The following is a 20483-nucleotide window of genomic DNA, read 5'->3' on the forward strand; positions in this document are numbered from 1 at the left end:
CGGAACGAAAGCGTTCAAACCCGGTCGAATCAGATCGTTATGCTGGCGATACTCCGACCCACATGAGAGGCCACGACATGCGCAGCCAATTCTTCGGCAACCTCGACCAGGGCCAGCCGCTCCCCGGCCACTTCGCGCTCCAGAACTCCAAGATGCTCCGCGTCCACCTGAACGGCGACGTCCTCGCCCGCCAGGGGTCCATGGTCGCCTTCCAGGGCCAGATGGAGTTCGACTACGAGGGTTCGGGCGGCATCGGCAAGTTCATGAAGAAGGCCCTCACCGGCGAGGGCGTCCCGCTCATGCGGGTCAAGGGCCAGGGCCTCCTCTTCGTCGCCAACGACGCCGACGACATCCACCTCTTCTACCTGGAGAACGAGGGCATCACCGTCAACGGCAAGAACATCCTCGCCTACGACTCCACCCTCCAGTCCGACATCCAGCGCGTCCAGGGCGCCGGGATCGCCGCGGGCGGCCTGTTCAACACCACTCTGCAGGGCACCGGCTGGGTCGCCCTCACCACCCACGGCACCCCGGTCATGCTCGACTGCGGCCGCGCCCCGACGTTCGCCGACGGCCAGTCCGCCGTCGCGTGGAGCACCAGCCTCCAGGTCGGCGTCAACCGCACCTTCAAGGCCGGCGCCCTGATCGGCCGCGGCAGCGGCGAGGCCATGCAGCTCGCGTTCCAGGGCCAGGGCTTCGTCCTCGTCCAGGCCAGCGAGGGCCCCACTGTGGCGCCGCACACTCACTGACGTCTTTTCGGAGAGTGAAATAGGACGAACGTCCCGCAATTGCCTGAGAAGCGGCCCCTTCTCAGGCGGGACGGGCCACTCCACCGCAGGTTGGCGTCTCGGTGCGGTAAGTACGAGTAGCCTTGATGCCGTCTCTTATCTCACTTGCGAGCTGCGGAAGAGGGCGATCTCCGCCGTGTCGACAGAGTCAGCGCAGACCAGTGCCGACCCAAAGATCACAGACTTCGGTGCCAATGAGTGGCTGGTCGACGAGCTGTACCAGAAGTACCTCGAGGACCCCAACTCGGTCGACGAGGCCTGGTGGAACTTCTTCGCGGACTACCAGCCGGGCTCCCGGCCGTCCGTGACCACCGCTCCGGAGGAGGGCGCGGCGGCGGCCGGCGTCCCGAGCGGCACCGCGGCCGCGCCGCCGACACAGCCCCCGCCGGTGCAGGCGCCCAAGGCGCCTCCCGCCGAGCCGGCCCCCAAGGGCGCGGCCAAGGCGGCCCCGCCGCCGGCGCCCGAGGGCGCCGAGGAGGTGCGGCTGCGCGGCGTCGCCGCCCGGACGGCCCTCAACATGGAGGCCAGCCTCTCGGTGCCGACCGCGACGAGCGTGCGCGCCGTCCCGGCCAAGCTGCTGATCGACAACCGGATCGTCATCAACAACCACCTCAAGCGCGGGCGGGGCGGGAAGGTCTCCTTCACCCACCTGATCGGGTACGCGATCGTCAAGGCGCTCGCGGCGATGCCCGAGATGAACGCCGCGTACACCGAGGTGGACGGCAAGCCGGTGCTGGTCAGGCCCGAGCACGTCAACTTCGGGCTGGCGATCGACCTGCAGAAGCCCGACGGCACCCGGCAGCTGGTGGTGCCGAGCATCAAGGCCGCCGACACGCTGGACTTCCGCCAGTTCTGGGCCGCCTACGAGGAGATCGTCCGCAAGGCGCGCGGCAACAAGCTCACCCTCGAGGACTACCAGGGCACCACGATCAGCCTGACGAACCCGGGCACGATCGGCACGGTCCACTCGGTGCCGCGCCTCATGCCGGGCCAGGGCACGATCATCGGTGTGGGCGCGATGGAGCACCCCGCGGAGTTCGCGGGCGCGTCGGAGGACACGCTGTCCCGGATGGGGATCAGCAAGGTCATGACGCTGACCTCCACCTACGACCACCGGATCATCCAGGGCGCCCAGTCCGGCGACTTCCTGCGGCGCATCCACCGGCTCCTGCTGGGCGAGGAGGAGTTCTACGACGAGATCTTCGAGGCCCTGCGCATCCCGTACGAGCCGGTGCGCTGGGTCAAGGACATCTCCGCCTCGCACGAGGACGACGTCGCCAAGGTCGCCCGCGTCCACGAGCTGATCCACGCCTACCGGGTCCGCGGCCACCTGATGGCCGACACCGACCCGCTGGAGTACAAGCAGCGCCGGCACCCCGACCTCGACATCCTCAAGCACGGCCTCACCCTGTGGGACCTGGAGCGCGAGTTCGCGACCGGCGGGTTCGGCGGCAAGTCGACGATGAAGCTGCGCGAGATCCTCGGCGTGCTGCGGATGGCGTACTGCCGGACGGTCGGCATCGAGTACATGCACATCCAGGACCCGGAGGAGCGCGCCTGGATCCAGGAGCGCGTGGAGGTCCCGCACGACAAGCCGTCGCGCGAGGAGCAGCTGCACGTCCTGCGCCGGCTGAACAGCGCCGAGGCGTTCGAGACGTTCCTGCAGACGAAGTTCGTCGGGCAGAAGCGGTTCTCGCTGGAGGGCGGCGAGTCCGTCATCCCGCTGCTCGACTCGGTGATCTCGGCGGCCGCCAAGGCGAACCTGGACGAGGTCGTCATCGGCATGGCGCACCGCGGCCGGCTGAACGTCCTCGCCAACATCGTCGGCAAGTCCTACGCGCAGATCTTCGGTGAGTTCGAGGGCAACCTCGACCCCCGCAGCGCGCAGGGCTCCGGCGACGTGAAGTACCACCTCGGCGCGTCCGGCGACTTCGTCGCCGACGACGGGTCGAAGATCCGCTGTGAGCTGGTCGCGAACCCGTCGCACCTGGAGACCGTCGACCCGGTGCTGGAGGGCGTGGTCCGGGCGAAGCAGGACGTCCTGGACGTCGGCGAGGGCGGCTTCACCGTCCTGCCGGTCCTGATCCACGGCGACGCCGCGTTCGCCGGGCAGGGCGTCGTCGCCGAGACGCTGAACCTGTCGCAGCTGCGCGGCTACCGCACCGGCGGCACCGTGCACGTGGTGATCAACAACCAGGTCGGGTTCACCACCGCGCCCGAGTACTCGCGCTCCAGCGTGTACGCGACGGACGTGGCCCGGATGATCCAGGCGCCGATCTTCCACGTGAACGGCGACGACCCGGAGATGTGCGCCCGCGTGGCGCGGCTGGCGTTCGAGTACCGGCAGACGTTCAAGAAGGACGTCGTCATCGACATGGTCTGCTACCGGCGGCGCGGCCACAACGAGTCGGACAACCCGTCGTTCACGCAGCCGCTGATGTACGACCTGATCGACGCGAAGCGTTCGGTGCGCAAGCTCTACACCGAGGCGCTGATCGGCCGCGGCGACATCACGGTCGAGGAGGCCGAGCAGGCGCTGCGCGACTACCAGGAGCAGCTGGAGCGGGCCTTCACCGAGACCCGCGAGGCCGTGAAGAAGCCCCTGGAGCCGGGGTCGGTCGTCAAGCCGGACGTCGAGGAGAGCATCCCGATCGACCACGCGTCGGCCGGGTCCGCGATCCCGCCGGAGACCGTCAAGCGGATCATCGACTCGCAGGTCTCGCTGCCGGAGGGCTTCAGCGTCCACCCGCGCCTGCAGCCGATCCTGCAGCGCCGCGCGCAGATGGTCGAGGACGACGCGCTCGACTGGGCGACCGGCGAGCTGCTCGCGCTCGGGTCGCTGCTGATCGACGGCCGCCCGGTGCGGCTCGTCGGGCAGGACAGCCGGCGCGGCACGTTCGGCCAGCGGCACGCGGTGCTCGTCGACCGCAAGACGGGCGAGGAGCACACGCCGCTGAAGCAGTTCGGGCAGGGCGTGTCGAAGTTCTACGTGCACGACTCGCTGCTCAGCGAGTACGCGGCGATGGGCTTCGAGTACGGCTACTCGATGACGCGGCCGGACGCCCTGGTCTGCTGGGAGGCCCAGTTCGGCGACTTCGCCAACGGCGCCCAGTCGGTCGTGGACGAGTACATCTCGTCCGGTGAGCAGAAGTGGGGTCAGCACTCCGCGGTCGTGCTCCTGCTGCCGCACGGGTACGAGGGCCAGGGGCCCGACCACTCGTCCGCGCGGATCGAGCGCTACCTGCAGATGTGCGCGCAGGACAACATGACGGTCGTGTACCCGACGACCCCGGCGAACTACTTCCACCTGCTGCGCTGGCAGGTGCTGTCGGGCCGCGGCAAGCCGCTCGTGGTGTTCACGCCGAAGTCGCTGCTGCGGCACAAGGCGGCGACGTCGCCGGTCGCGGAGATCACCCAGGGCGCGTTCCAGCCGGTGATCCCGGAGTCGAACCCGGCGATCGACCCGGCGGGGGTGCGGCGGGTGCTGCTCACCACCGGCAAGATCTACTACGACGTGGCGGCGGCGCGGGACGCGAAGGGCGCCACCGACACCGCGATCGTGCGGGTCGAGCGGCTGTACCCGCCGCCGGTCGACGAGATCAAGGCGGAGCTGGCGAAGTACCCGGGGCACACCGAGGTCGTGTTCGTCCAGGACGAGCCGGCGAACATGGGCGCGTGGCCGTTCATGGCGCTGAAGCTGCCGCACCACATCGAGGGGCTGAGGCTGACGCGCGTGTCGCGTCCGGCGTCGTCGTCTCCGGCGGTGGGGTCGGCGAAGCTGCACATGGCGGAGCAGGAGGCGCTGCTCGCCCGCCTGTTCGGCGACGACCAGTAGAGACGGGACGGTCCGGAGGCTCCGGTGCGCGTTCGCGCCGGGGCCTTCGGCGTCCCCGCGGGAAAGGGCACGGCATGTACTTCACCGACCGCGGGATCGAGGAGCTGGCCGAGCGGCGGGGCCACGAGGAGGTGAGCCTGACGTGGCTGGCGGAGCGCCTCCGCGAGTTCGTCGACCTGAACCCGGACTTCGAGGTTCCGGTGGACCGCCTGGCGACCTGGCTCGCCCGGCTCGACGACGAGGATGAGGACGAGTAACGCGATATGTCTTGACCGCCGTCCTGGACGCGACATATCTTGAAGTCGTCGAGAGAGGCCGAGGTAAGGGGCGCCACGATGCCGCGCTGGACGATCGATGAACCGACCGCGCTCGACTTCGACGGCGTGGTCGCGCTGCGGGCCACACTGATCACGGGGAGCATATCGGTGCTCGCCTCCGACGAGCGGCCATCGGTCATGGTCAGCCTGGTGGAGGGGCCGCCGCTGATCGTGGCGCACGAGGCGGGCATCCTGACGATCACCCATGAGAAGCGCTGGGAAGGGCTGCTGACCTGGCTGCGCACCCAAAAGTGCCGTGCGGACATCACGGTCACGGTCCCGCCCGACTGCCCGGTCGGCCTCAACCTCGTGACCGCGGAGGCGGTCATCACGGGGCTGACGGCGCCCGCCCACATCAAGAGCGTGTCCGGCGACGTGACCCTCGACGGGGTGACCGGCACGATCGACGCGAACACCGCGTCCGGCGCGATCGAGGCCCGGGAAGTGGACGGCACGGTGTCGTTCACGTCCGTGGCGGGCGACCTGTCCCTCGCGGGCGGCGCCGTCGACCGGCTGTCGGCGCAGACCGTCAGCGGCCGTGTCGCCGCCGACGTCGACCTGATCGGGGTGGGCGACGTCCACGTGCACACCGTGTCCGGCGAGGTGACGCTCCGGATCCCCGAATCCGCGGACGCCGAGGTCACCCTGAGCTCCGCCGGCGGGCGGGTCACCTCGTCCTTCCCCGGGCTCTCCCGCGCCGACCGGACCGGTTTCCAGACGGTGTCCGGCAAGATCGGAGACGGTTCGGGCCGGCTGTCGGTGAACTCGGTGGCGGGTTCCATCGCGCTCATGGGCCGCCCGGACGACCCCGACGCCGAGATGGAGAAGTGACGTGAGCCCCGTTTTCGGCCATGGCCGCCTGCGGCTGTACCTGCTGAAGCTGCTGGAGGAGAGCCCGCGGCACGGCTACGAGGTGATCCGGCTGCTGCGCGACCGGTTCCTCGGCGTGTACTCGCCCTCCCCCGGCACGATCTACCCGCGGCTGGCGCGGCTGGAGGCGGAGGGCCTGGTCAGCCATGAGGTCGTCAAGGGCAAGAAGGTCTACTCGCTGACCGACGACGGCCGCGCCGAACTCGAACGGCGGATGGACGAGCTCGCCGACCTGGAGGACGAGATCTCCGCGTCCGCGCAGGAGTTCGCGCGGGGCGTCCAGGAGGACGTCCGGCAGACCGTCCGGACCCTCCGGGAGGAGCTCACGCAGGCCGCCCGGACGATGCGCGACCAGGGCCGCACCACGTCGAAGGAGGCGTGGAGGGAGCAGAAGGACCACTGGCGCGAGCAGACGCAGACGTGGAAGGAGGAGTGGCGGCAGAACTGGGAGGACGCGTGGAAGACCGCGACCGGCACTCCCGACGAGGTCGCCCGCCTCAAGCTGGAGCGGCTGCTCCGCACGTTCGTCGAGGACGTCCGCAAGGCGGCCAAGAACGCCAAGCTGGACGCGGACGCCCTCGCCGCCGCCCAGGCCCTGCTGGGCGAGACCCGGGAGCGGCTGAAGGACGAGGTGTTCCGCAAGGACGGGCGCTGAGCGCCAATCCCCGTCTCACGGCGTGAAGACGATCTTTCCGAAGAGGTCGCCGTCCGCCATCGCGGCGAACCCCTCGCGCGCCTCGGCGAGGGGCAGCACGCGGTCGATCGGCGGCCGCGTGCCCGTCTTCACCAGGAACCGCGCGAGCCGCTCCAGCTGCGCCCGCGTCCCCATCGTCGAGCCGACCACCGACAGCTGCAGGAAGAACACCCGGTTCAGCTCGGCCGGCGGCACCTGCCCGCTCGTCGCCCCGGACACCACGATCCGGCCGCCGGGACGCAGCGACTTCAGCGAATGCGACCAGGTCGCCTGCCCCACGGTCTCGATCACGGCGTCGACCCGCTCCGGCAGCCGCGCGCCCGGCTCGAACACGGCGTCCGCGCCGAGGTCCCGCGCCCGCTTCCGCTTGGCCTCGCTGCGGCTCGTCGCGTAGACGCGGAAGCCGGCCGCCGACGCCAGCGCGATCGCCGCCGTCGCGACACCGCCGCCCGCCCCCTGCACCAGGACGGACGACCCGGGCTCCAGGTCCGCCTTGCCGAACAGCATCCGGTACGCGGTCAGCCACGCCGTCGGCAGGCACGCCGCCTCCTCGAACGACAGTTCCGCCGGCTTGCGGACGAGATTGCGGCGCGGCACCGCGACCCTCTCCGCGAACGTCCCGTCGTGGAGCTCCGACAGCAGCGACCGCTTCGGGTCGAGGGTCTCGTCGCCGCCGCCCCGGTCAGGGTCGCCGATCACGGAGTGGACGATGACCTCGTCGCCGTCCTCGTCGATCCCGGCGGCGTCGCAGCCGAGGATCATCGGGAGACGCTCGGCGGGCAGCCCCACGCCCTTCAGCGACCACAGGTCGTGGTGGTTGAGCGCGGCGGCCTTGACCGTGACGGTCGTCCACCCGTCCGGGACCTCGGGGTCGGGCCTCTCCCCCAGCGTGAGCCCGTTCAGCGGATTGTCGGCGTCGATCTGCGTGGCCGTGACAGCGAACATGCCCGCACCCTAGCCGCTCCCGCGGACGCCGGACGGCCCGCCCCCGACGCGGGGACGGGCCGTCGGACGCGCCGCGTCAGAGGACCTTGGAGAGGAAGTCCTGCGTGCGGGGGTGCTGGGGGCGTGCGATGACGTCACGGGGGGTGCCCGCCTCCACGACCACGCCGCCGTCCATGAAGACGAGCGAGTCGCCGACCTCGCGGGCGAAGCCCATCTCGTGCGTGACGACGACCATGGTCATGCCGTCCCGCGCGAGCTGCTTCATGACCTCGAGGACGTCGCCGACCAGCTCGGGGTCGAGCGCCGACGTCGGCTCGTCGAACAGCATCAGCGCGGGTTCCATGGCGAGCGCCCGCGCGATCGCGACCCGCTGCTGCTGCCCGCCGGACAGCTGCGCCGGGTAGCTCTGCGCCTTGTCGGCCAGCCCGACCCGCTCCAGCAGCGCCAGCCCGCGCTCTTTGACCTGCGCCTTCGGCTGCCTCTTCACCCGGAGCGGCGCCTCCATGATGTTGTCCAGCGCCGTCATGTGCGGGAACAGGTTGAAGCGCTGGAACACCATTCCGATCTCGCGGCGCTGCGCGGCGACCTCCCTGTCGCGCAGCTCGTACAGCTTGCCGCCCTTCTCGCGGTAGCCGACGAGGTGCCCGTTCACCCACAGCCGTCCTGCGTTGATCTTCTCCAGGTGGTTGATGCAGCGCAGGAACGTCGACTTCCCGGACCCGGACGGCCCGATGACGCACATCACCTCGCCCCGCCGCACCTCCAGGTCGATGCCCTTGAGCACCTCGACCCGCCCGAACGACTTGTGGACCTGCTCGGCCTTGACCATCGGCCCGGTGTCGGCGGACGACCGCTCCCCGGCCGGATCCTTCTGCACGTTCATTGGCCGCCGCCTCCCCCGCGGAACCGGATGCGTTGCCTGGCCTCCGCGGACCTGCTCGTGCCGCGCGCGTAATACCGCTCCAGGTAGAACTGCCCCACCATCAGGATCGAGGACAGCAGGAGGTACCAGAGGCAGGCCATCACCAGCATCGGGATGATCTTGTAGGTGCTGGCATAGATGGTCTGCGCCGTGAACGTCAGCTCGGAATAGGGGACGGCCACGACCAGGGAGGTGTTCTTCAGCATCGAGATGGTCTCGTTGCCCGTCGGCGGGACGATCACCCGCATCGACTGCGGCAGCACGATCCGCCGCAGCGTCTGCAGGCGGGACATGCCGAGGGCGCTCGCCGCCTCGGTCTGCCCCTCGTCGACCGACTGGATCCCGGCGCGGACGATCTCCGCCATGTAGGCGGCCTCGTTCAGGATCAGCCCGAGGGCCGCGGCGAGCGCCACATTGACGAGTTCCTGCGTCTTCCACGTGTGGAACTCCGGGCCGAACGGGATGCCGACGCCGATCGTCGGGAGCAGCGAACCGATCGCACCCCAGATCAGCAACTGGGTGTAGAGCGGCGTGCCCCGGAAGAACCACAGGTAGACGAAGGCCGCACCCCGCAGCAGCGGGTTCTCCGACATGCGCATCAGCGCGAGCACGATGCCGAAGACGATGGCGCCGATCATCGCGGCGACCGTCAGCCAGATCGTGTTCCGGACGCCCTTGAGCACCGGATCGGAGAAGAGGTACTTCCACTGCTCCGGCCATTCCAGCGCCTTGCTGGTGACCAGGAAGTGGACGAACATCGCGATCAGGACGAGGATCACGGCCGCGCCGAGCCAGCGGCCCGGATGACGGACCGGGACGGCCTTGATCGCCTCAGGCCGTCCCGGTTCGACGTCGCTGTCGACGGTCATGCGATCAGCTCTGCGCGCCGTTGATCACCGGGTCGGTGATGGCGCCGCTCTCCACGCCGTTGTCCGTGAGGATCTTCTTGTAGGTGCCGTCGGCGATGAGGGCCTTCAGCGCGGCGAGGACGGCGTCCTTGAACTGGCCGCTGTCCTTCTTGAGCGCGTAGCCGTAGGGCGCCGTGTCGTAGGCCTGGCCGATGATCTCCAGCTTGCCGCCGGTCTTCTTCACCGCGTCGCCGACGATCGGGGAGTCGGCGGCCATGCCGTCCACCTTCCCCGCGACCAGGTCGTTGTTGACCTCGGTCTGCTGCTTGCGGACGACCGTCTTGATCTCCGGCTTGCCGGCGTCGGCGCACTTCTTGCTGCGCGCCTTCAGGTCGTCGACCTGCACGGTGCCCTGCTGGACGCCGATGGTCTTGCCGCACGCGTCGTCCGGGTTGACGCCCTTCGGGTTGCCCTTGAGAGCCGCCCACGTCGTGCCCGCGGAGTAGTAGGTGACGAAGTCGACGACCTTCTCGCGCTCCTTGTTGTCCGTGAAGGAGGAGACGCCGATCTCGTACTTGCCGGACTGGACGCCGGGGATGATGGTGTCGAAGCCCGCGTTCTGGAACTCGACCTTCAGCCCGAGCTTCGCCGCGACCGCGGTGAACAGCTCCACGTCCCAGCCGACGATCTTCTGGCTGGCCGGGTCGACCGACTCGTTGGGCGGGTAGGACGCGTCCGTACCGATGACGATCTTGCCGTCGCTCTTGACGGCGTCCGGCACCATCGCCGCGAGCTTGGCGTCGGCGTTGGCCGCGGGCGCCTTCGCGTCGTCGGAGCCGTCGTCGCCGCCGCAGGCCGACAGGGCGAGGGCGCCCGTCAGCACGAGGGCACCGGCGGCGAGGGTGTGGCGGCGCAGAGAACCGGTGATCACGGGTCCCCCTTCACGTGGAGTGACGGATCCGCAGAGATCCGAAGGTCAAGTGCACAGTTTGGCGCAATGTGGACCTGATCTGGATAAAGGGTCCGAAACAATCGGACAACGGGAAGGCCCGGCCGCCCGGCCTTCATTACCGTACGCCACCGATCCGTGACCTTGCGATATTTGACCGTGACGGTCACCACGAGCCCCGCACCGGGAAGCACGCCGGCGCGTATGGCACAATCGGACAACGGGTGACCCCCGTACGTCGCGAGTTGTCCCTCCAGGTGATCAGGCCATCAACCCACACCTACCGCGCGACATCGCCCGAAAGCCCATCTTTCACTGACAGGGGTCGCTGTGGCTGCTGAGCCCAATCCCAACGAACCGCTTCCGCTCGATCAGGATCCGGCCTTCCGCCTGCACCTCGGCGGCAAGCTCGAGATGCGCTCGACCATCCCCGTCCGCAACAAGGACGACCTCTCCCTCGCCTACACGCCCGGCGTCGCGCGGGTCTGCACCGCGATCGCCGACAACCCCGAGCTCGCCTACGAGTACACCTGGACCTCCAAGGTCGTCGCCGTCGTCACCGACGGCACCGCGGTGCTCGGCCTCGGCGACATCGGCCCGGCCGCGTCCATGCCGGTCATGGAGGGCAAGTCCCTGCTGTTCAAGGAGTTCGCCGGCGTCGACTCGGTACCGATCGCGCTGAACACCACGGACACGGAAGAGATCATCGAGACGGTGATCCGGATGGCGCCGAGCTTCGGCGGCATCAACCTGGAGGACATCAGCGCCCCCCGTTGCTTCGAGATCGAGGACCGTCTCCGCGCGGCGCTCGACATCCCCGTCTTCCACGACGACCAGCACGGCACCGCGATCGTCGCGCTGGCCGCGCTGAAGAACGCCGCCCGGTTCGTCGGCAAGCCGCTGTCGGAGCTGCGCGCCGTCGTCGCCGGCGCGGGCGCGTCCGGCATCGCGGTGTCCCAGATCCTCATCGAGGCCGGCATCGGCGACATCGCCCTGTCCGACAGCAAGGGCCTCATCTACGAGGGCCGGGACGGGCTGAACCCGGTCAAGGAGCGCATCGCCAAGATCACGAACCGGTCGAAGCTGACGGGCTCCACCGAGGAGGCGCTGCGCGGCGCGGACGTTTTCATCGGTCTGTCCGGCAGCACAGTCCACGAGTCGTGCGTCGCCACCATGTCGGAGAACGCGATCGTGTTCGCGCTGTCGAACCCGACCCCGGAGGTCCACCCCGAGGTCGCGCGCCGGCACGCGAAGGTCGTCGCCACCGGGCGCAGCGACTACCCCAACCAGATCAACAACGTGCTCGCGTTCCCCGGCATCTTCCGCGGCGCGCTGGACGTCCGGGCGCACACGATCACCGAGGGCATGAAGCTCGCGGCGGCGAACGCGCTCGCCGACATCGTCGGCAGCGACCTGACCGCCGACTACGTCATCCCCGGCCCGTTCGACGACCGGGTCGCCCCGGCCGTCACCGCCGCGGTCGCGGCGCAGGCCCGCGCCGAGGGCGTGGCGCGCATCTGATCGAGCGCCGGGAAATGACCCGCGCCCCTTTTCGGGGCGCGGGTCATTGCGGTTTATAGGGTGTAATATCCGTCACGGGGGAATGACCCTGGGGATTCGTCCGTTCCGGCCGAGACCAGCGGGGAGCGAATGTGGATCTCGTCTCTTATGCGGATCTCGCGATCGAGCTCGTGAACACCCAGCACGCCCACCACGACGACCTCCGTGACCTCGACGGGCTCCGGGCGCTGCTCACCCGCCGGCCGCATCTGGAGGGCCGCACGACGCACCGCGACCTCGACGCCGTGCGCGAGCTCCGCGCCGAACTGCGCGCCATCTTCGTCTCCGTCTCGCGGGGCGACGAGGACGACGCGGTGGACCGGCTCAACACGCTGATGATCCAGCATCCGATCCATCCGCAGGTGTCCCGGCACGACGACCAGGACTGGCATCTCCATTTCAACGAGGCCGGATCCATCCCGGACCGGGTCGCCGCCCGCACCGCGATGGGCCTCGCCGCCAAGATCGGTTCCGAGGGCATCGACCGGCTCGGGATCTGCCGGGCGGACGGCTGCGGGCAGGTCTACTTCGACACCACCGCGAACCACTCCCGCCGCTACTGCTCGGAGCACTGCGCCGGGCGGCCGCGGGCGACCGCGGCCTGCCATCCGCCCGTCGCCCGGGTGACGGCGCGTCCGCCGACGGCGACGCGCGAGAGCGGCCGGTAGCGCGCGGCGACGCGTCCGATCACCAGGTCGTCGGGGACGGCGCCGAAGTCCCAGCTGTCGCTGCGGCCCGGGGCGCGCTGGTTGTCGCTCTCCAGCCACCACCCGTCCCGCTCCCGGCGCGCGGCACGCTTCACGATGAGGAGTTCCGGACGCTCCGGATGCCGGGCGACGACCGCGTCGCCCGGCGCGGGGCGTCCGGGCGTCCACACCAGGAGCCAGTCGCCGGGCCGCAGGGCGGGCAGCATCGACTCCCCCGCCACCTCGACCGCCCGCACCCGGCGCTTGAGCAGCCCGAGCCCCAGCAGAACGGCCCCGCAGGCCGCCGCGGTCCGAATCACATGCCCCTCCCCGCATGGCCCGCCGCATCGCGGTCACCACTTCACCGGGACCGGGCGGCCTACGCCGAATTACCGACCGCCCTAGCCGTACGGCGTCCGGCCCTTCAGAGTAATGTCGGTGCCCTGAGCATGATCCGAACGAGGGAAGGGATTCGCAGGTGTTGCTCAAGCTTCTGCGCCCGAAGACGACGGTCTCCGCACACTGCGACCTGCCGTGCGGTGTCTACGACCCGGCGCAGGCCCGGATCGAGGCCGAGTCGGTCAAGGCGATCTGCGAGAAGTACGCGGCCAACGAGGACCCGGAGTTCCGGGCCCGCGCGATCCTGATCAAGGAGCAGCGTTCCCAGCTGGTCAAGGAGCACCTGTGGGTGCTCTGGACCGACTACTTCAAGCCGCCGCACTTCGAGAAGTACCCCCAGCTGCACCAGCTGTTCAACGAGGCCACCAAGCTCGCCGGCGCCGGCGGCACCAAGGGCTCGATGGACGTCAAGAACGCCGAGGACCTGCTGGGCCGGATCGCGGAGATCGACAAGATCTTCTGGGAGACCAAGCAGGCATGATCGAACGGTGAAGCCGGGGCCCGTCCAGCGGCTGGACGGGCCCCGGCTTCGCGACCGCCCCGCGTGCGCGGGGAGCAGCGCCTTGTAGCGCTATCGTCTCTTCTCCCCGCGGGCCACCGCCGCAATGGCATCGGCGTCGAGCCGGTAGACGGTCCACTCGTCCTGAGGGCGGGCGCCCATCGCCTCGTAGAAGGCGATCGCGCTGGAGTTCCAGTCGAGAACGGACCACTCGACGCGCGTGTAGCCGCGCTCGTCGGCGATGCGGACCAGCTCCGTCAGCAGGGCCTTGCCGTAGCCGTTGCCCCGGACGGCAGGGTCCACGAACAGGTCTTCCAGGTAGATGCCGTGGCGGCCCGTCCAGGTCGAGTAGTTGACGAACCACACGGCGAAGCCTGCGGCCTTGCCCTCGTGCTCGGCGACGTGGGCGAACACCTTCGGGTCGTCCCCGAACAGGCTCGCGCGGACCAGGTCCTCGGTGGTCTTCACCTCGTGCGGGGCGCGCTCGTACTCGGCGAGCGCGTGGATCAGCCGGAAGATCGCGGGTACGTCATCGGGACGAGCGGGTCGAATCACCCCGGCAGGCTACCGGCCTCCCGGAGTGATCATCGCCTCGCCGGGAAGGGGTTTGGAACGCGTCCTTTCACGTCGGCGCGGACATTGGTGAGAAAGCCACGCGCGGCGGATCGTCGCGGGGGGCCCGGGGCGCGGTAGTTTCGAAGACAGCGGGACCCCACCCTGCGAGGGAGTGACGTGACCGAGGAAACCGCAGCAATGCCGGCCGGCACACAGTTGTCCGTCCGCGACGTGGTGACCGTGAGGCTGCCCGCCGCGAGTGCCTACCTGTCCGTCCTGCGGACGGCGACGGCGGGACTCGCGGCCCGGCTGGACTTCACGCTCGACGAGATCGAGGATCTGCGCATCGCGGTCGACGAGGCGTGCGCGATGCTGCTCGCCCAGGCCGTCCCCGGGACGGATCTGACGTGCGAATTCGAGCTGACCGGGGAGGCCGTGCGCATCTCCGTGTCGGTCCTGACCATGGACGGCCGCGAACCGAGCCGCGACACGTTCGCCTGGACCGTCCTGTCGTCGCTCGCCGGCGAGGTCGACGCCCAGGTCGGCCCCGACGACCGGGTCATCGTGACGCTGCAGAAGCGGCGCGGTGCGGAGGCCCCGTGACGGAGAAGACGACCATCGCCGGAACCGGCAACGAGCGGTCCGACAGCTCCGTGCCGGACCGGGCCCGCGCGCGCGCCCTGTTCGAGCGGCTCAACGAGCTCCCCGAGGGCGACCCGGAGCGCCAGCGCATCCGCGACCAGCTGGTGGAGCTGCACCTGCCGCTGGTCGAGTACCTCGCGCGCCGCTTCCGCAACCGCGGTGAGTGGCTGGACGACCTCATCCAGGTCGCCACGATCGGCCTGATCAAGTCGATCGACCGGTTCGACCTGGAACGCGGCGTCGAGTTCTCCACCTACGCGACCCCGACGATCGTCGGGGAGATCAAGCGGCACTTCCGCGACAAGGGCTGGGCGGTGCGGGTGCCGCGCCGGCTCCAGGAGCTGAAGCTGTCGCTGACCAAGGCGATCAGCGACCTCGCGCAGCGCGAGGGCCGCGCGCCGACCGTCAGCGAGCTGGCCGCGCACCTGCAGATGAGCGAGGAGGAGGTGCTGGAGGGCCTGGAGTCGGCGAACGCCTACTCCACCGTGTCCCTGGACGCCCCCGACTCGGGTGACGAGGACGCTCCCGCCGTCGCCGACTCCCTCGGCATGGTCGACGAGTCCCTCGAGGGCGTCGAGTACCGCGAGTCGCTCAAGCCGCTGCTGGAGAAGCTGCCCGCGCGGGAGAAGAAGATCCTGCTGCTGCGGTTCTTCGGCAACATGACCCAGTCGCAGATCGCGGCCGAGCTCGGCATCTCCCAGATGCACGTGTCGCGGCTGCTGGCCCGCACGCTCGCGCAGCTGCGGGAGGGCCTCACCGCCGACGAGTGACGCTCACGACCCGTCGCCGGGCTCCTTGCGGGGCTCGGCGAGGACGGGTCCGTCGTCGTCCTCCGCCTGAGGGGTCTCGACCAGCCACGCCGTGCTGGGCGGGCTGAGGACGGCGACCAGCGTGAGGACGGCGACGAGCCCGAGCGGCACGGCCAGCGCGACCTGCTCGCTCTGCCACAGCGACCACGCGACCGGCAGCGCGAACAGCTGCGTCAGCACGGTGGGGGCGCGGCTCCACGGCTCGGCGCGCAGCATCCCCCGCGCGCACGCGAGCATGCCGAGCCCGCCCGCGAGGGCGAGGACGGTCACGCCGATCGCGCTCACCGGGTCGACGGCGGCGCCGCGGGCCGTCTCGGCCCCCGTGAACACCCCGAAGCCGACGGCGGCGAGGCCCTCGGCCGCTTCGAGCACGGCGGCGGCCCGCACGGTCTTGGGAGGCTTCGACACAATCGCCAACCCTACTCGCCCCCTGGTCGCCCGACCGCCCCGCACCCGCTGGGCCACCGGAGCGGGCGAACCCGTGGCCGAGCCGCGCGGAACGGCAGATAGCCTGGCGCTCGTGCGCGCCATGCTGATCGCCAACCCCAAGGCGACCTCGACCTCCCGGCGGGTCCGCGACGTCCTCATCCGGGCGTTCACCGGCGACATCGACCTCGTCCTCGCCGAGACGGCCCACCGCGGCCACGCCGCCGAGCTGGCGGGGCAGGCGGCCGCGGAGAACTACGACGTCGTGATCGCCCTCGGCGGCGACGGCACCGTGAACGAGGCGGTGAACGGGCTGCTCGCCGACGGCCCGTCCCCGGACCTGCCGGCGCTGGCCGTCCTGCCGTCCGGGAGCGCGAACGTGTTCGCCCGCGCCCTCGGCCTCCCCGGGGACCCCGTCGGCGCGACCCGCTCCGTTTTGGAGGCGCTCCGCGCCGGACGGCACCGGACGGTCGGTCTGGGCACGGCCGCGCTCGACGACGGCTCCGATCGCTACTTCACCTTCTGCGCGGGCGTCGGCCTGGACGCGGAGGTCGTCCGCGAGGTGGAGCGCGCCCGCGGGACCGGCGCGAAGGCGGATCCGTCGCTCTATGTGCGCACCGCCTTCCGGCATTTCTTCACCGGGACGGAACGGCGCCGGCCCCCGCTGACGCTGGAAGTCCCGGGCCGCCCGCCGAAAGCGGGGCTGTTCCTCGCGTTCATCTCGAATACGTCGCCGTGGACTTTCATGGGGCCGATCCCGGTGAATCCGAGCCCCCGCGCGCACTTCACCCGGGGCCTCGACGTGTTCGGAATGCGCTCGCTCGACATGGGGCCGACGCTCGGCGCGGTCGCGCAGATGCTCACCGCCCGTGGCCGTCCCGTGCAGGGCCGCCGGGTGGTGAACGTGCACGATGCGGCGGAGGTCACATTGCGCGCCGACCGTCCGATGGCCTTTCAGCTCGACGGCGAGTACCTCGGTGAACAGGCGCACATCACGTTCCGATCCGTCCCGAAGGCGATACGCATCGTCATATGAGTGCGCGACCGCGCTCCGTTAACGACAAAGCAACGCGGCCGACCCACTGATGTGACACAACCGACACCCATACTTTGAGAATCCTTTCTCAAAGCTCTTGCGTCGTCCCCGGCCGCCCTGACACGCTCAAAGTGCGTCCGGCCGACCGGGTACAACGTCGTCAGCCCAGGTCACGGCGCCGTCGAACAACAATCCCCGAATCCGGCCACCGCCGGCCTCCGGGCGTTCGCGACATGTGAAACCGTTCACAAGAGTGGAATGACTCCACCACCCCGACGAAGGAGTGGACCGCATGGACTGGCGCCACCGCGCAGCCTGCCGTGACGTGGACCCCGAGCTGTTCTTCCCCATCGGCAACACCGGCCCGGCGATTCTGCAGATCGAAGAGGCCAAGCAGGTCTGTCGCCGCTGCGACGTGACCGACGCCTGCCTCCGCTGGGCCCTGGAATCCGGCCAGGACTCGGGCGTATGGGGCGGAATGGGCGAGGACGAGCGACGCGCCCTGAAGCGCCGCCAGCGCCGCCTGGCGACGACGCAGGCGCGTCCGAGCGGTGCCCTCGGCGTCGGGCGCGGTGTTTGATTGCGTCGCCTTCGGCGTCGGGCGCTAGAACGCCCTCCTTCTACGGGCGCCGCGGTGCGATCGCTGCATCGCTTCGACTCGCCGAGGGCTCGCTGCGCGATCAGGTTCTCGCTTCGCTCGAACCTGGCTTCGCTCGCGATCGCTAGGGTTCCGGTCGTTGACAGCTGGGCCGCCGGTTGAGCATGTCGCACCTCTTTGAGCGCCCGCAGCATTCGCTGCGGGCGCTTTGCGTTCTAGGGGCGGGCCGGGCGGTGGTGCTGGTCCAGGGAGATGTCGACGATCACCTGGGTGCCGCCGCCCTCCCTCGGGTTGAAGTCGAGGCGGCCGCCCAGCTCGCCGACGATGAGGGTGCGGACGATCTGCAGCCCCAGGCTGTTGCTGCTCTCCACGTCGAAGTCCGGGGGCAGGCCGCGGCCGTTGTCGGTGACGGCGACGATCAGGCGGCGCCCCGAGGGGGCGTCCTGGCTCTGCCGGGGTTCGTGGTCGCCGGGACCGTGCAGCTCGCCCCAGGCGGGGGTGGCGCCGGGGGCATGCCCCTCGCCGTAGCGGTGCGCCTCGACCTCCAGGGTCCCGTTGCGGTTGGCGAGGCCGTGTTCGAGGGCGTTCTGGAGGAGTTCCGTCAGGGCCATCGCGAGCGGCGTGGCGATCTCGGCCGGAAGGACGCCGAAGTTGCCGATGCGCTTCGGGATCACCCTCGTCTCGGGGGTGGACACCTCCCCCGCCATCATGATCACGCGGTCCGCGATGTCGTCGAAGTCGATCAGCTCGTCCGGGGTCAGGGACAGGGTCTCGTGGACGATCGCGATCGACCCGACCCGGCGGACCGCCTCGTCCAGCGCCGCCCTCCCCTCCGGAATCCGCAGGCGGCGGGCCTGGAGGCGGAGCAGCGCCGCGACCGTCTGCAGGTTGTTCTTGACCCGGTGGTGGATCTCCCGGATCGTCGCGTCCTTCGTCATGAGCTCGCGGTCCCGCCAGCGCAGCTCCGTCACGTCGCGGCACAGGACGATGGCGCCGATGCGGGTCCCGCCCACCACGAGGGGGATCGTCCGCAGCTGCATGACCGAGCCGCGCGCCTCCACCTCGACCTCGCGCGCCGCGCGGCCGGACAACACGACGCTCAGCGCCTCCTCCATCGGCTCGCCGGTGTCGCACAGGTCAGCGGTGGTCCGGCCGAGCGCCTCCCCCACCAGGTCGGCCGGATGGCCGAGGCGCCGGTACGCCGACTGCGCGTTCGGGCTCGCGTAGATCACCTTGCCGGTGCGGTCGAGCCGCATCAGCCCGTCGCCGACGCGCGGCGAGCGGACCATGTTCGGCTCCTCGCCCGGCACCGGGAAGCAGCCCTCGGAGATCATCGTGGCGAGGTCGCTGGCGCTCTGCAGGTACGTCAGCTCCAGGCGGGACGGGGTGCGCGCCGAACTGAGGTTCGTGCTCCGCTGGATCACCCCGAGGACCTTCGCGCCGCGCCGCACCGGGATCGACTCCTCCCGGACGGGGATGCCGCTGCCCCATTCGGGGTCGCCCTCCCGGACGATCCGGCGCTCCCGCCACGCCACGTCGATCAGGCCGCGGCGGCCCGTCCGGACGACCTTGCCGACGAGGTCCTCGGGGTACGCGGTCGGGCCGGTAGTGGGCCGCATCTGCGCGATCGCGACCCAGCCGGGGACGTCCGCGCCCGTGTCGACCCGCCGCCGGCGGCGGCCGGGCTCGTCCTCGGGGGGCAGGATCTCGGCTGAGCGGAGCGGCACCCACAGCAGGAGGTCGGCGAACGACAGGTCGGCGAGGAGCTGCCAGTCCGACACCAGCGCGTGCAGCCACTCCAGGTCGGCCTCGGTGAGGTCCGTGTGATCGCGGACCAGATCGGTCAAGGTAGGCACGCGACCATCATCGCCCATCCGTTTTGTCGGACCGGCCGCTCCCCCGTCCGGCGCCACCTGGCAGGATGCCGGGCATGACCGCAGGCGCTGACCCGCTGGCGCGGCTCCGGCAGGCGACCGCGCGGCGCACCGCGGCGGGCCTCCGCCGGACGCTGCGCCCCCGCCCGCCCCGTCCCGGGCTCGTCGACCTGGCGTCCAACGACTATCTCGGCCTCGCCGGCGACCCCCGCCTGGTCGAGGCCGCCGTCGCCGCCGCCCGCGCGTGGGGGACGGGCGCCACGGGGTCGCGCCTGGTCACCGGCACCACCGAACTGCACGCCGAGCTCGACGGGCGGCTCGCCGCGTTCTGCGGGTCTGCGGCCGGGCTCGTCTTCTCGTCCGGCTTCCTGGCCAATCTCGGCGCGATCGCCGCCCTCGCCGGCCCCGGCACGCTGGTGGTGTCCGACCAGGTCAACCACGCCTCGATCGTGGACGCGTGCCGCCTCTCGCGGGCCCGGGTGGTGATCGTCCCGCATCGGGACACCGCCGCCGTCGAGGAGGCGCTGCGGGGGCGCGACGAGGACCACGCGCTCGTCGTCACCGACGCGGTCTTCTCCGTGGACGGCGACGTCGCCCCCCTGCGGGACCTGCACCGGACGGCCCGCGCCCACGGGGCCCTCCTCGTGGTCGACGAGGCGCACGCCCTCGGCGTCGTCGGCGAGGACGGCCGGGGCGCCGTCCACGCGGCGGGCCTGGCCGGCGAGCCCGACGTCGTCCTCACCCTCACCCTGTCGAAGTCGCTGGCGTCCCAGGGCGGCGCGGTGCTCGGCGCCCCCGAGGTGATCGAGACGCTGGTCGACACGGGCCGCGCGTTCATCTTCGACACCGGCCTGAACCCGCCCGCGCTGGGCGCGGTGCTCGCCGCGCTCGACGTCCTGGAATCCGAGCCGGAACTGCCGGGACGCGCCCGGGAGCGCGCCCTCCGGATGGCCGAGATCGCGGCCGGTTCCGGCCTGGAGACCGCCGCCCCGGCCGCCGCGGTCGTCCCCGTCTTCCTCGGCGAGCCGCACGCGGCGCTGCGTGCCGCGGAGATCTGTGCTGATCACGGGTTCCGTGTCGGATGCTTCCGCCCGCCGTCGGTCCCGAAGGGCCGCGCCTGCCTCCGGCTCACCGCGCGCGCCACCGTCGGCGAGTCCGACCTCACAGCCCTCGGCACCGCCCTGACAGAAGTCTCACGCTCTACCGGTCGTAGTCTTCACGAATAACATCG

The 20483-nt window shown here is 70.7% G+C and carries 21 protein-coding genes; 13 read left to right on the plus strand and 8 right to left on the minus strand.

Going from position 1 to position 20483, the window contains the following annotated elements; translation table 11 throughout:
* Window positions 1-77 precede the first annotated feature (77 nt).
* From IE99_RS0106095 to IE99_RS0106115, 5 genes are all read left to right on the plus strand, one after another.
* Window positions 78-749 (plus strand): AIM24 family protein, encoded by a 672-nt coding sequence (locus IE99_RS0106095; RefSeq protein WP_030164867.1) that lies wholly within the window; start codon window positions 78-80, stop codon window positions 747-749.
* 175 nt (window positions 750-924) lie between these two features.
* Window positions 925-4623 (plus strand): multifunctional oxoglutarate decarboxylase/oxoglutarate dehydrogenase thiamine pyrophosphate-binding subunit/dihydrolipoyllysine-residue succinyltransferase subunit, encoded by a 3699-nt coding sequence (locus IE99_RS0106100; protein WP_051712093.1) that lies wholly within the window; start codon window positions 925-927, stop codon window positions 4621-4623.
* 74 nt (window positions 4624-4697) lie between these two features.
* Complete coding sequence (locus IE99_RS0106105; protein WP_030164871.1) at window positions 4698-4880, plus strand: DUF6104 family protein; 183 nt, start codon at window positions 4698-4700, stop codon at window positions 4878-4880.
* A 78-nt stretch (window positions 4881-4958) separates the two neighbouring features.
* Entirely contained in the window at window positions 4959-5771 is an 813-nt protein-coding gene (locus IE99_RS0106110; RefSeq protein ID WP_030164874.1) for a DUF4097 family beta strand repeat-containing protein, read from the plus strand.
* A gap of 1 nt (window position 5772) precedes the next feature.
* A complete protein-coding gene (locus tag IE99_RS0106115) occupies window positions 5773-6465 on the plus strand; it encodes a PadR family transcriptional regulator (RefSeq protein WP_030164877.1) in 693 nt (230 codons plus the stop codon).
* 15 nt (window positions 6466-6480) lie between these two features.
* Here the strand turns inward: IE99_RS0106115 and IE99_RS0106120 are convergent, their stop codons facing one another.
* The 4 genes from IE99_RS0106120 to IE99_RS0106135 form a co-directional block, all read right to left on the minus strand.
* Window positions 6481-7449: a zinc-binding dehydrogenase gene (locus IE99_RS0106120; protein WP_030164880.1), complete on the minus strand. Its 969-nt coding sequence runs from the start codon at window positions 7447-7449 to the stop codon at window positions 6481-6483.
* 76 nt (window positions 7450-7525) lie between these two features.
* Window positions 7526-8332 (minus strand): amino acid ABC transporter ATP-binding protein, encoded by an 807-nt coding sequence (locus tag IE99_RS0106125; protein WP_051712095.1) that lies wholly within the window; start codon window positions 8330-8332, stop codon window positions 7526-7528.
* The gene (locus IE99_RS0106130; protein ID WP_030164884.1) at window positions 8329-9240 is read right to left on the minus strand and encodes an amino acid ABC transporter permease; all 912 of its coding nucleotides are present in this window, start codon (window positions 9238-9240) and stop codon (window positions 8329-8331) included. The genes IE99_RS0106125 and IE99_RS0106130 overlap by 4 nt, the downstream gene beginning before the upstream one ends.
* Before the next feature lie 4 nt (window positions 9241-9244).
* Complete coding sequence (locus IE99_RS0106135) at window positions 9245-10150, minus strand: ABC transporter substrate-binding protein (protein WP_030164888.1); 906 nt, start codon at window positions 10148-10150, stop codon at window positions 9245-9247.
* A gap of 348 nt (window positions 10151-10498) precedes the next feature.
* Here IE99_RS0106135 and IE99_RS0106140 point away from each other — a divergent pair, with 348 nt between their 5' ends.
* On the plus strand, window positions 10499-11689 hold the full coding sequence (locus IE99_RS0106140) for an NAD(P)-dependent malic enzyme (protein WP_030164891.1): 1191 nt from the start codon (window positions 10499-10501) through the stop codon (window positions 11687-11689).
* 131 nt (window positions 11690-11820) lie between these two features.
* The gene (locus tag IE99_RS0106145) at window positions 11821-12396 is read left to right on the plus strand and encodes a CGNR zinc finger domain-containing protein (RefSeq protein WP_084219311.1); all 576 of its coding nucleotides are present in this window, start codon (window positions 11821-11823) and stop codon (window positions 12394-12396) included.
* On the opposite strand, the gene sodX is transcribed toward IE99_RS0106145, so the two are convergent.
* Window positions 12285-12734 carry a nickel-type superoxide dismutase maturation protease gene (sodX, locus tag IE99_RS30065; protein WP_245623080.1) on the minus strand — a complete coding sequence of 150 codons (450 nt, stop codon included), beginning with the start codon at window positions 12732-12734 and terminating at the stop codon, window positions 12285-12287. The two genes, IE99_RS0106145 and sodX, sit on opposite strands and share 112 nt — an antisense overlap.
* Before the next feature lie 158 nt (window positions 12735-12892).
* Between sodX and sodN the strand changes: the two genes are divergently transcribed.
* Window positions 12893-13294, plus strand: coding sequence for a superoxide dismutase, Ni (gene sodN, locus IE99_RS0106155; protein ID WP_030164901.1), 402 nt, complete (start codon window positions 12893-12895; stop codon window positions 13292-13294).
* A 90-nt stretch (window positions 13295-13384) separates the two neighbouring features.
* Here sodN and IE99_RS0106160 read toward each other — a convergent pair whose 3' ends face one another.
* A complete protein-coding gene (locus IE99_RS0106160; RefSeq protein ID WP_030164904.1) occupies window positions 13385-13867 on the minus strand; it encodes a GNAT family N-acetyltransferase in 483 nt (160 codons plus the stop codon).
* A gap of 177 nt (window positions 13868-14044) precedes the next feature.
* On the opposite strand from IE99_RS0106160, the gene IE99_RS0106165 reads away from it, so the two are divergent.
* Together IE99_RS0106165 and IE99_RS0106170 are read left to right on the plus strand one after the other, a co-directional pair.
* Window positions 14045-14470: an ATP-binding protein gene (locus IE99_RS0106165; protein WP_030164908.1), complete on the plus strand. Its 426-nt coding sequence runs from the start codon at window positions 14045-14047 to the stop codon at window positions 14468-14470.
* A gap of 50 nt (window positions 14471-14520) precedes the next feature.
* Window positions 14521-15279: an RNA polymerase sigma factor SigF gene (locus IE99_RS0106170; RefSeq protein WP_030164912.1), complete on the plus strand. Its 759-nt coding sequence runs from the start codon at window positions 14521-14523 to the stop codon at window positions 15277-15279.
* Between the two features lie 3 nt (window positions 15280-15282).
* Here IE99_RS0106170 and IE99_RS0106175 read toward each other — a convergent pair whose 3' ends face one another.
* Window positions 15283-15726, minus strand: coding sequence for a hypothetical protein (locus tag IE99_RS0106175; RefSeq protein WP_245623081.1), 444 nt, complete (start codon window positions 15724-15726; stop codon window positions 15283-15285).
* Between the two features lie 112 nt (window positions 15727-15838).
* Here IE99_RS0106175 and IE99_RS0106180 point away from each other — a divergent pair, with 112 nt between their 5' ends.
* Window positions 15839-16780 carry a diacylglycerol/lipid kinase family protein gene (locus IE99_RS0106180; protein ID WP_030164917.1) on the plus strand — a complete coding sequence of 314 codons (942 nt, stop codon included), beginning with the start codon at window positions 15839-15841 and terminating at the stop codon, window positions 16778-16780.
* A 292-nt stretch (window positions 16781-17072) separates the two neighbouring features.
* On the plus strand, window positions 17073-17360 hold the full coding sequence (locus IE99_RS0106185) for a WhiB family transcriptional regulator (protein ID WP_030164920.1): 288 nt from the start codon (window positions 17073-17075) through the stop codon (window positions 17358-17360).
* A 233-nt stretch (window positions 17361-17593) separates the two neighbouring features.
* On the opposite strand, the gene IE99_RS0106190 is transcribed toward IE99_RS0106185, so the two are convergent.
* Window positions 17594-19234: a sensor histidine kinase gene (locus tag IE99_RS0106190; RefSeq protein WP_030164924.1), complete on the minus strand. Its 1641-nt coding sequence runs from the start codon at window positions 19232-19234 to the stop codon at window positions 17594-17596.
* Window positions 19235-19299: 65 nt separating this feature from the next.
* On the opposite strand from IE99_RS0106190, the gene IE99_RS0106195 reads away from it, so the two are divergent.
* Window positions 19300-20478, plus strand: a complete 1179-nt coding sequence (locus IE99_RS0106195) for an 8-amino-7-oxononanoate synthase (protein WP_425423798.1) — start codon at window positions 19300-19302, stop codon at window positions 20476-20478.
* The last annotated feature ends 5 nt before the right edge of the window (window positions 20479-20483 follow it).

The sequence above is a fragment of the Spirillospora albida genome, from assembly GCF_000718255.1.
GTDB classification, from domain to species: Bacteria; Actinomycetota; Actinomycetes; order Streptosporangiales; family Streptosporangiaceae; genus Spirillospora; species Spirillospora albida.

What these genes read in the sequence shown, in the direction of transcription:
- IE99_RS0106195 (WP_425423798.1), top strand. Translation starts at nt 19,300, where the DNA reads ATGCCGGGCATGACCGCAGGCGCTGACCCGCTGGCGCGGCTCCGGCAG.
- IE99_RS0106110 (WP_030164874.1), top strand. Translation starts at nt 4,959, where the DNA reads ATGCCGCGCTGGACGATCGATGAACCGACCGCGCTCGACTTCGACGGC.
- IE99_RS0106130 (WP_030164884.1), bottom strand. Translation starts at nt 9,240, where the DNA reads ATGACCGTCGACAGCGACGTCGAACCGGGACGGCCTGAGGCGATCAAG.
- IE99_RS0106095 (WP_030164867.1), top strand. Translation starts at nt 78, where the DNA reads ATGCGCAGCCAATTCTTCGGCAACCTCGACCAGGGCCAGCCGCTCCCC.
- IE99_RS0106185 (WP_030164920.1), top strand. Translation starts at nt 17,073, where the DNA reads ATGGACTGGCGCCACCGCGCAGCCTGCCGTGACGTGGACCCCGAGCTG.
- IE99_RS0106120 (WP_030164880.1), bottom strand. Translation starts at nt 7,449, where the DNA reads ATGTTCGCTGTCACGGCCACGCAGATCGACGCCGACAATCCGCTGAAC.
- IE99_RS0106125 (WP_051712095.1), bottom strand. Translation starts at nt 8,332, where the DNA reads ATGAACGTGCAGAAGGATCCGGCCGGGGAGCGGTCGTCCGCCGACACC.
- IE99_RS0106105 (WP_030164871.1), top strand. Translation starts at nt 4,698, where the DNA reads ATGTACTTCACCGACCGCGGGATCGAGGAGCTGGCCGAGCGGCGGGGC.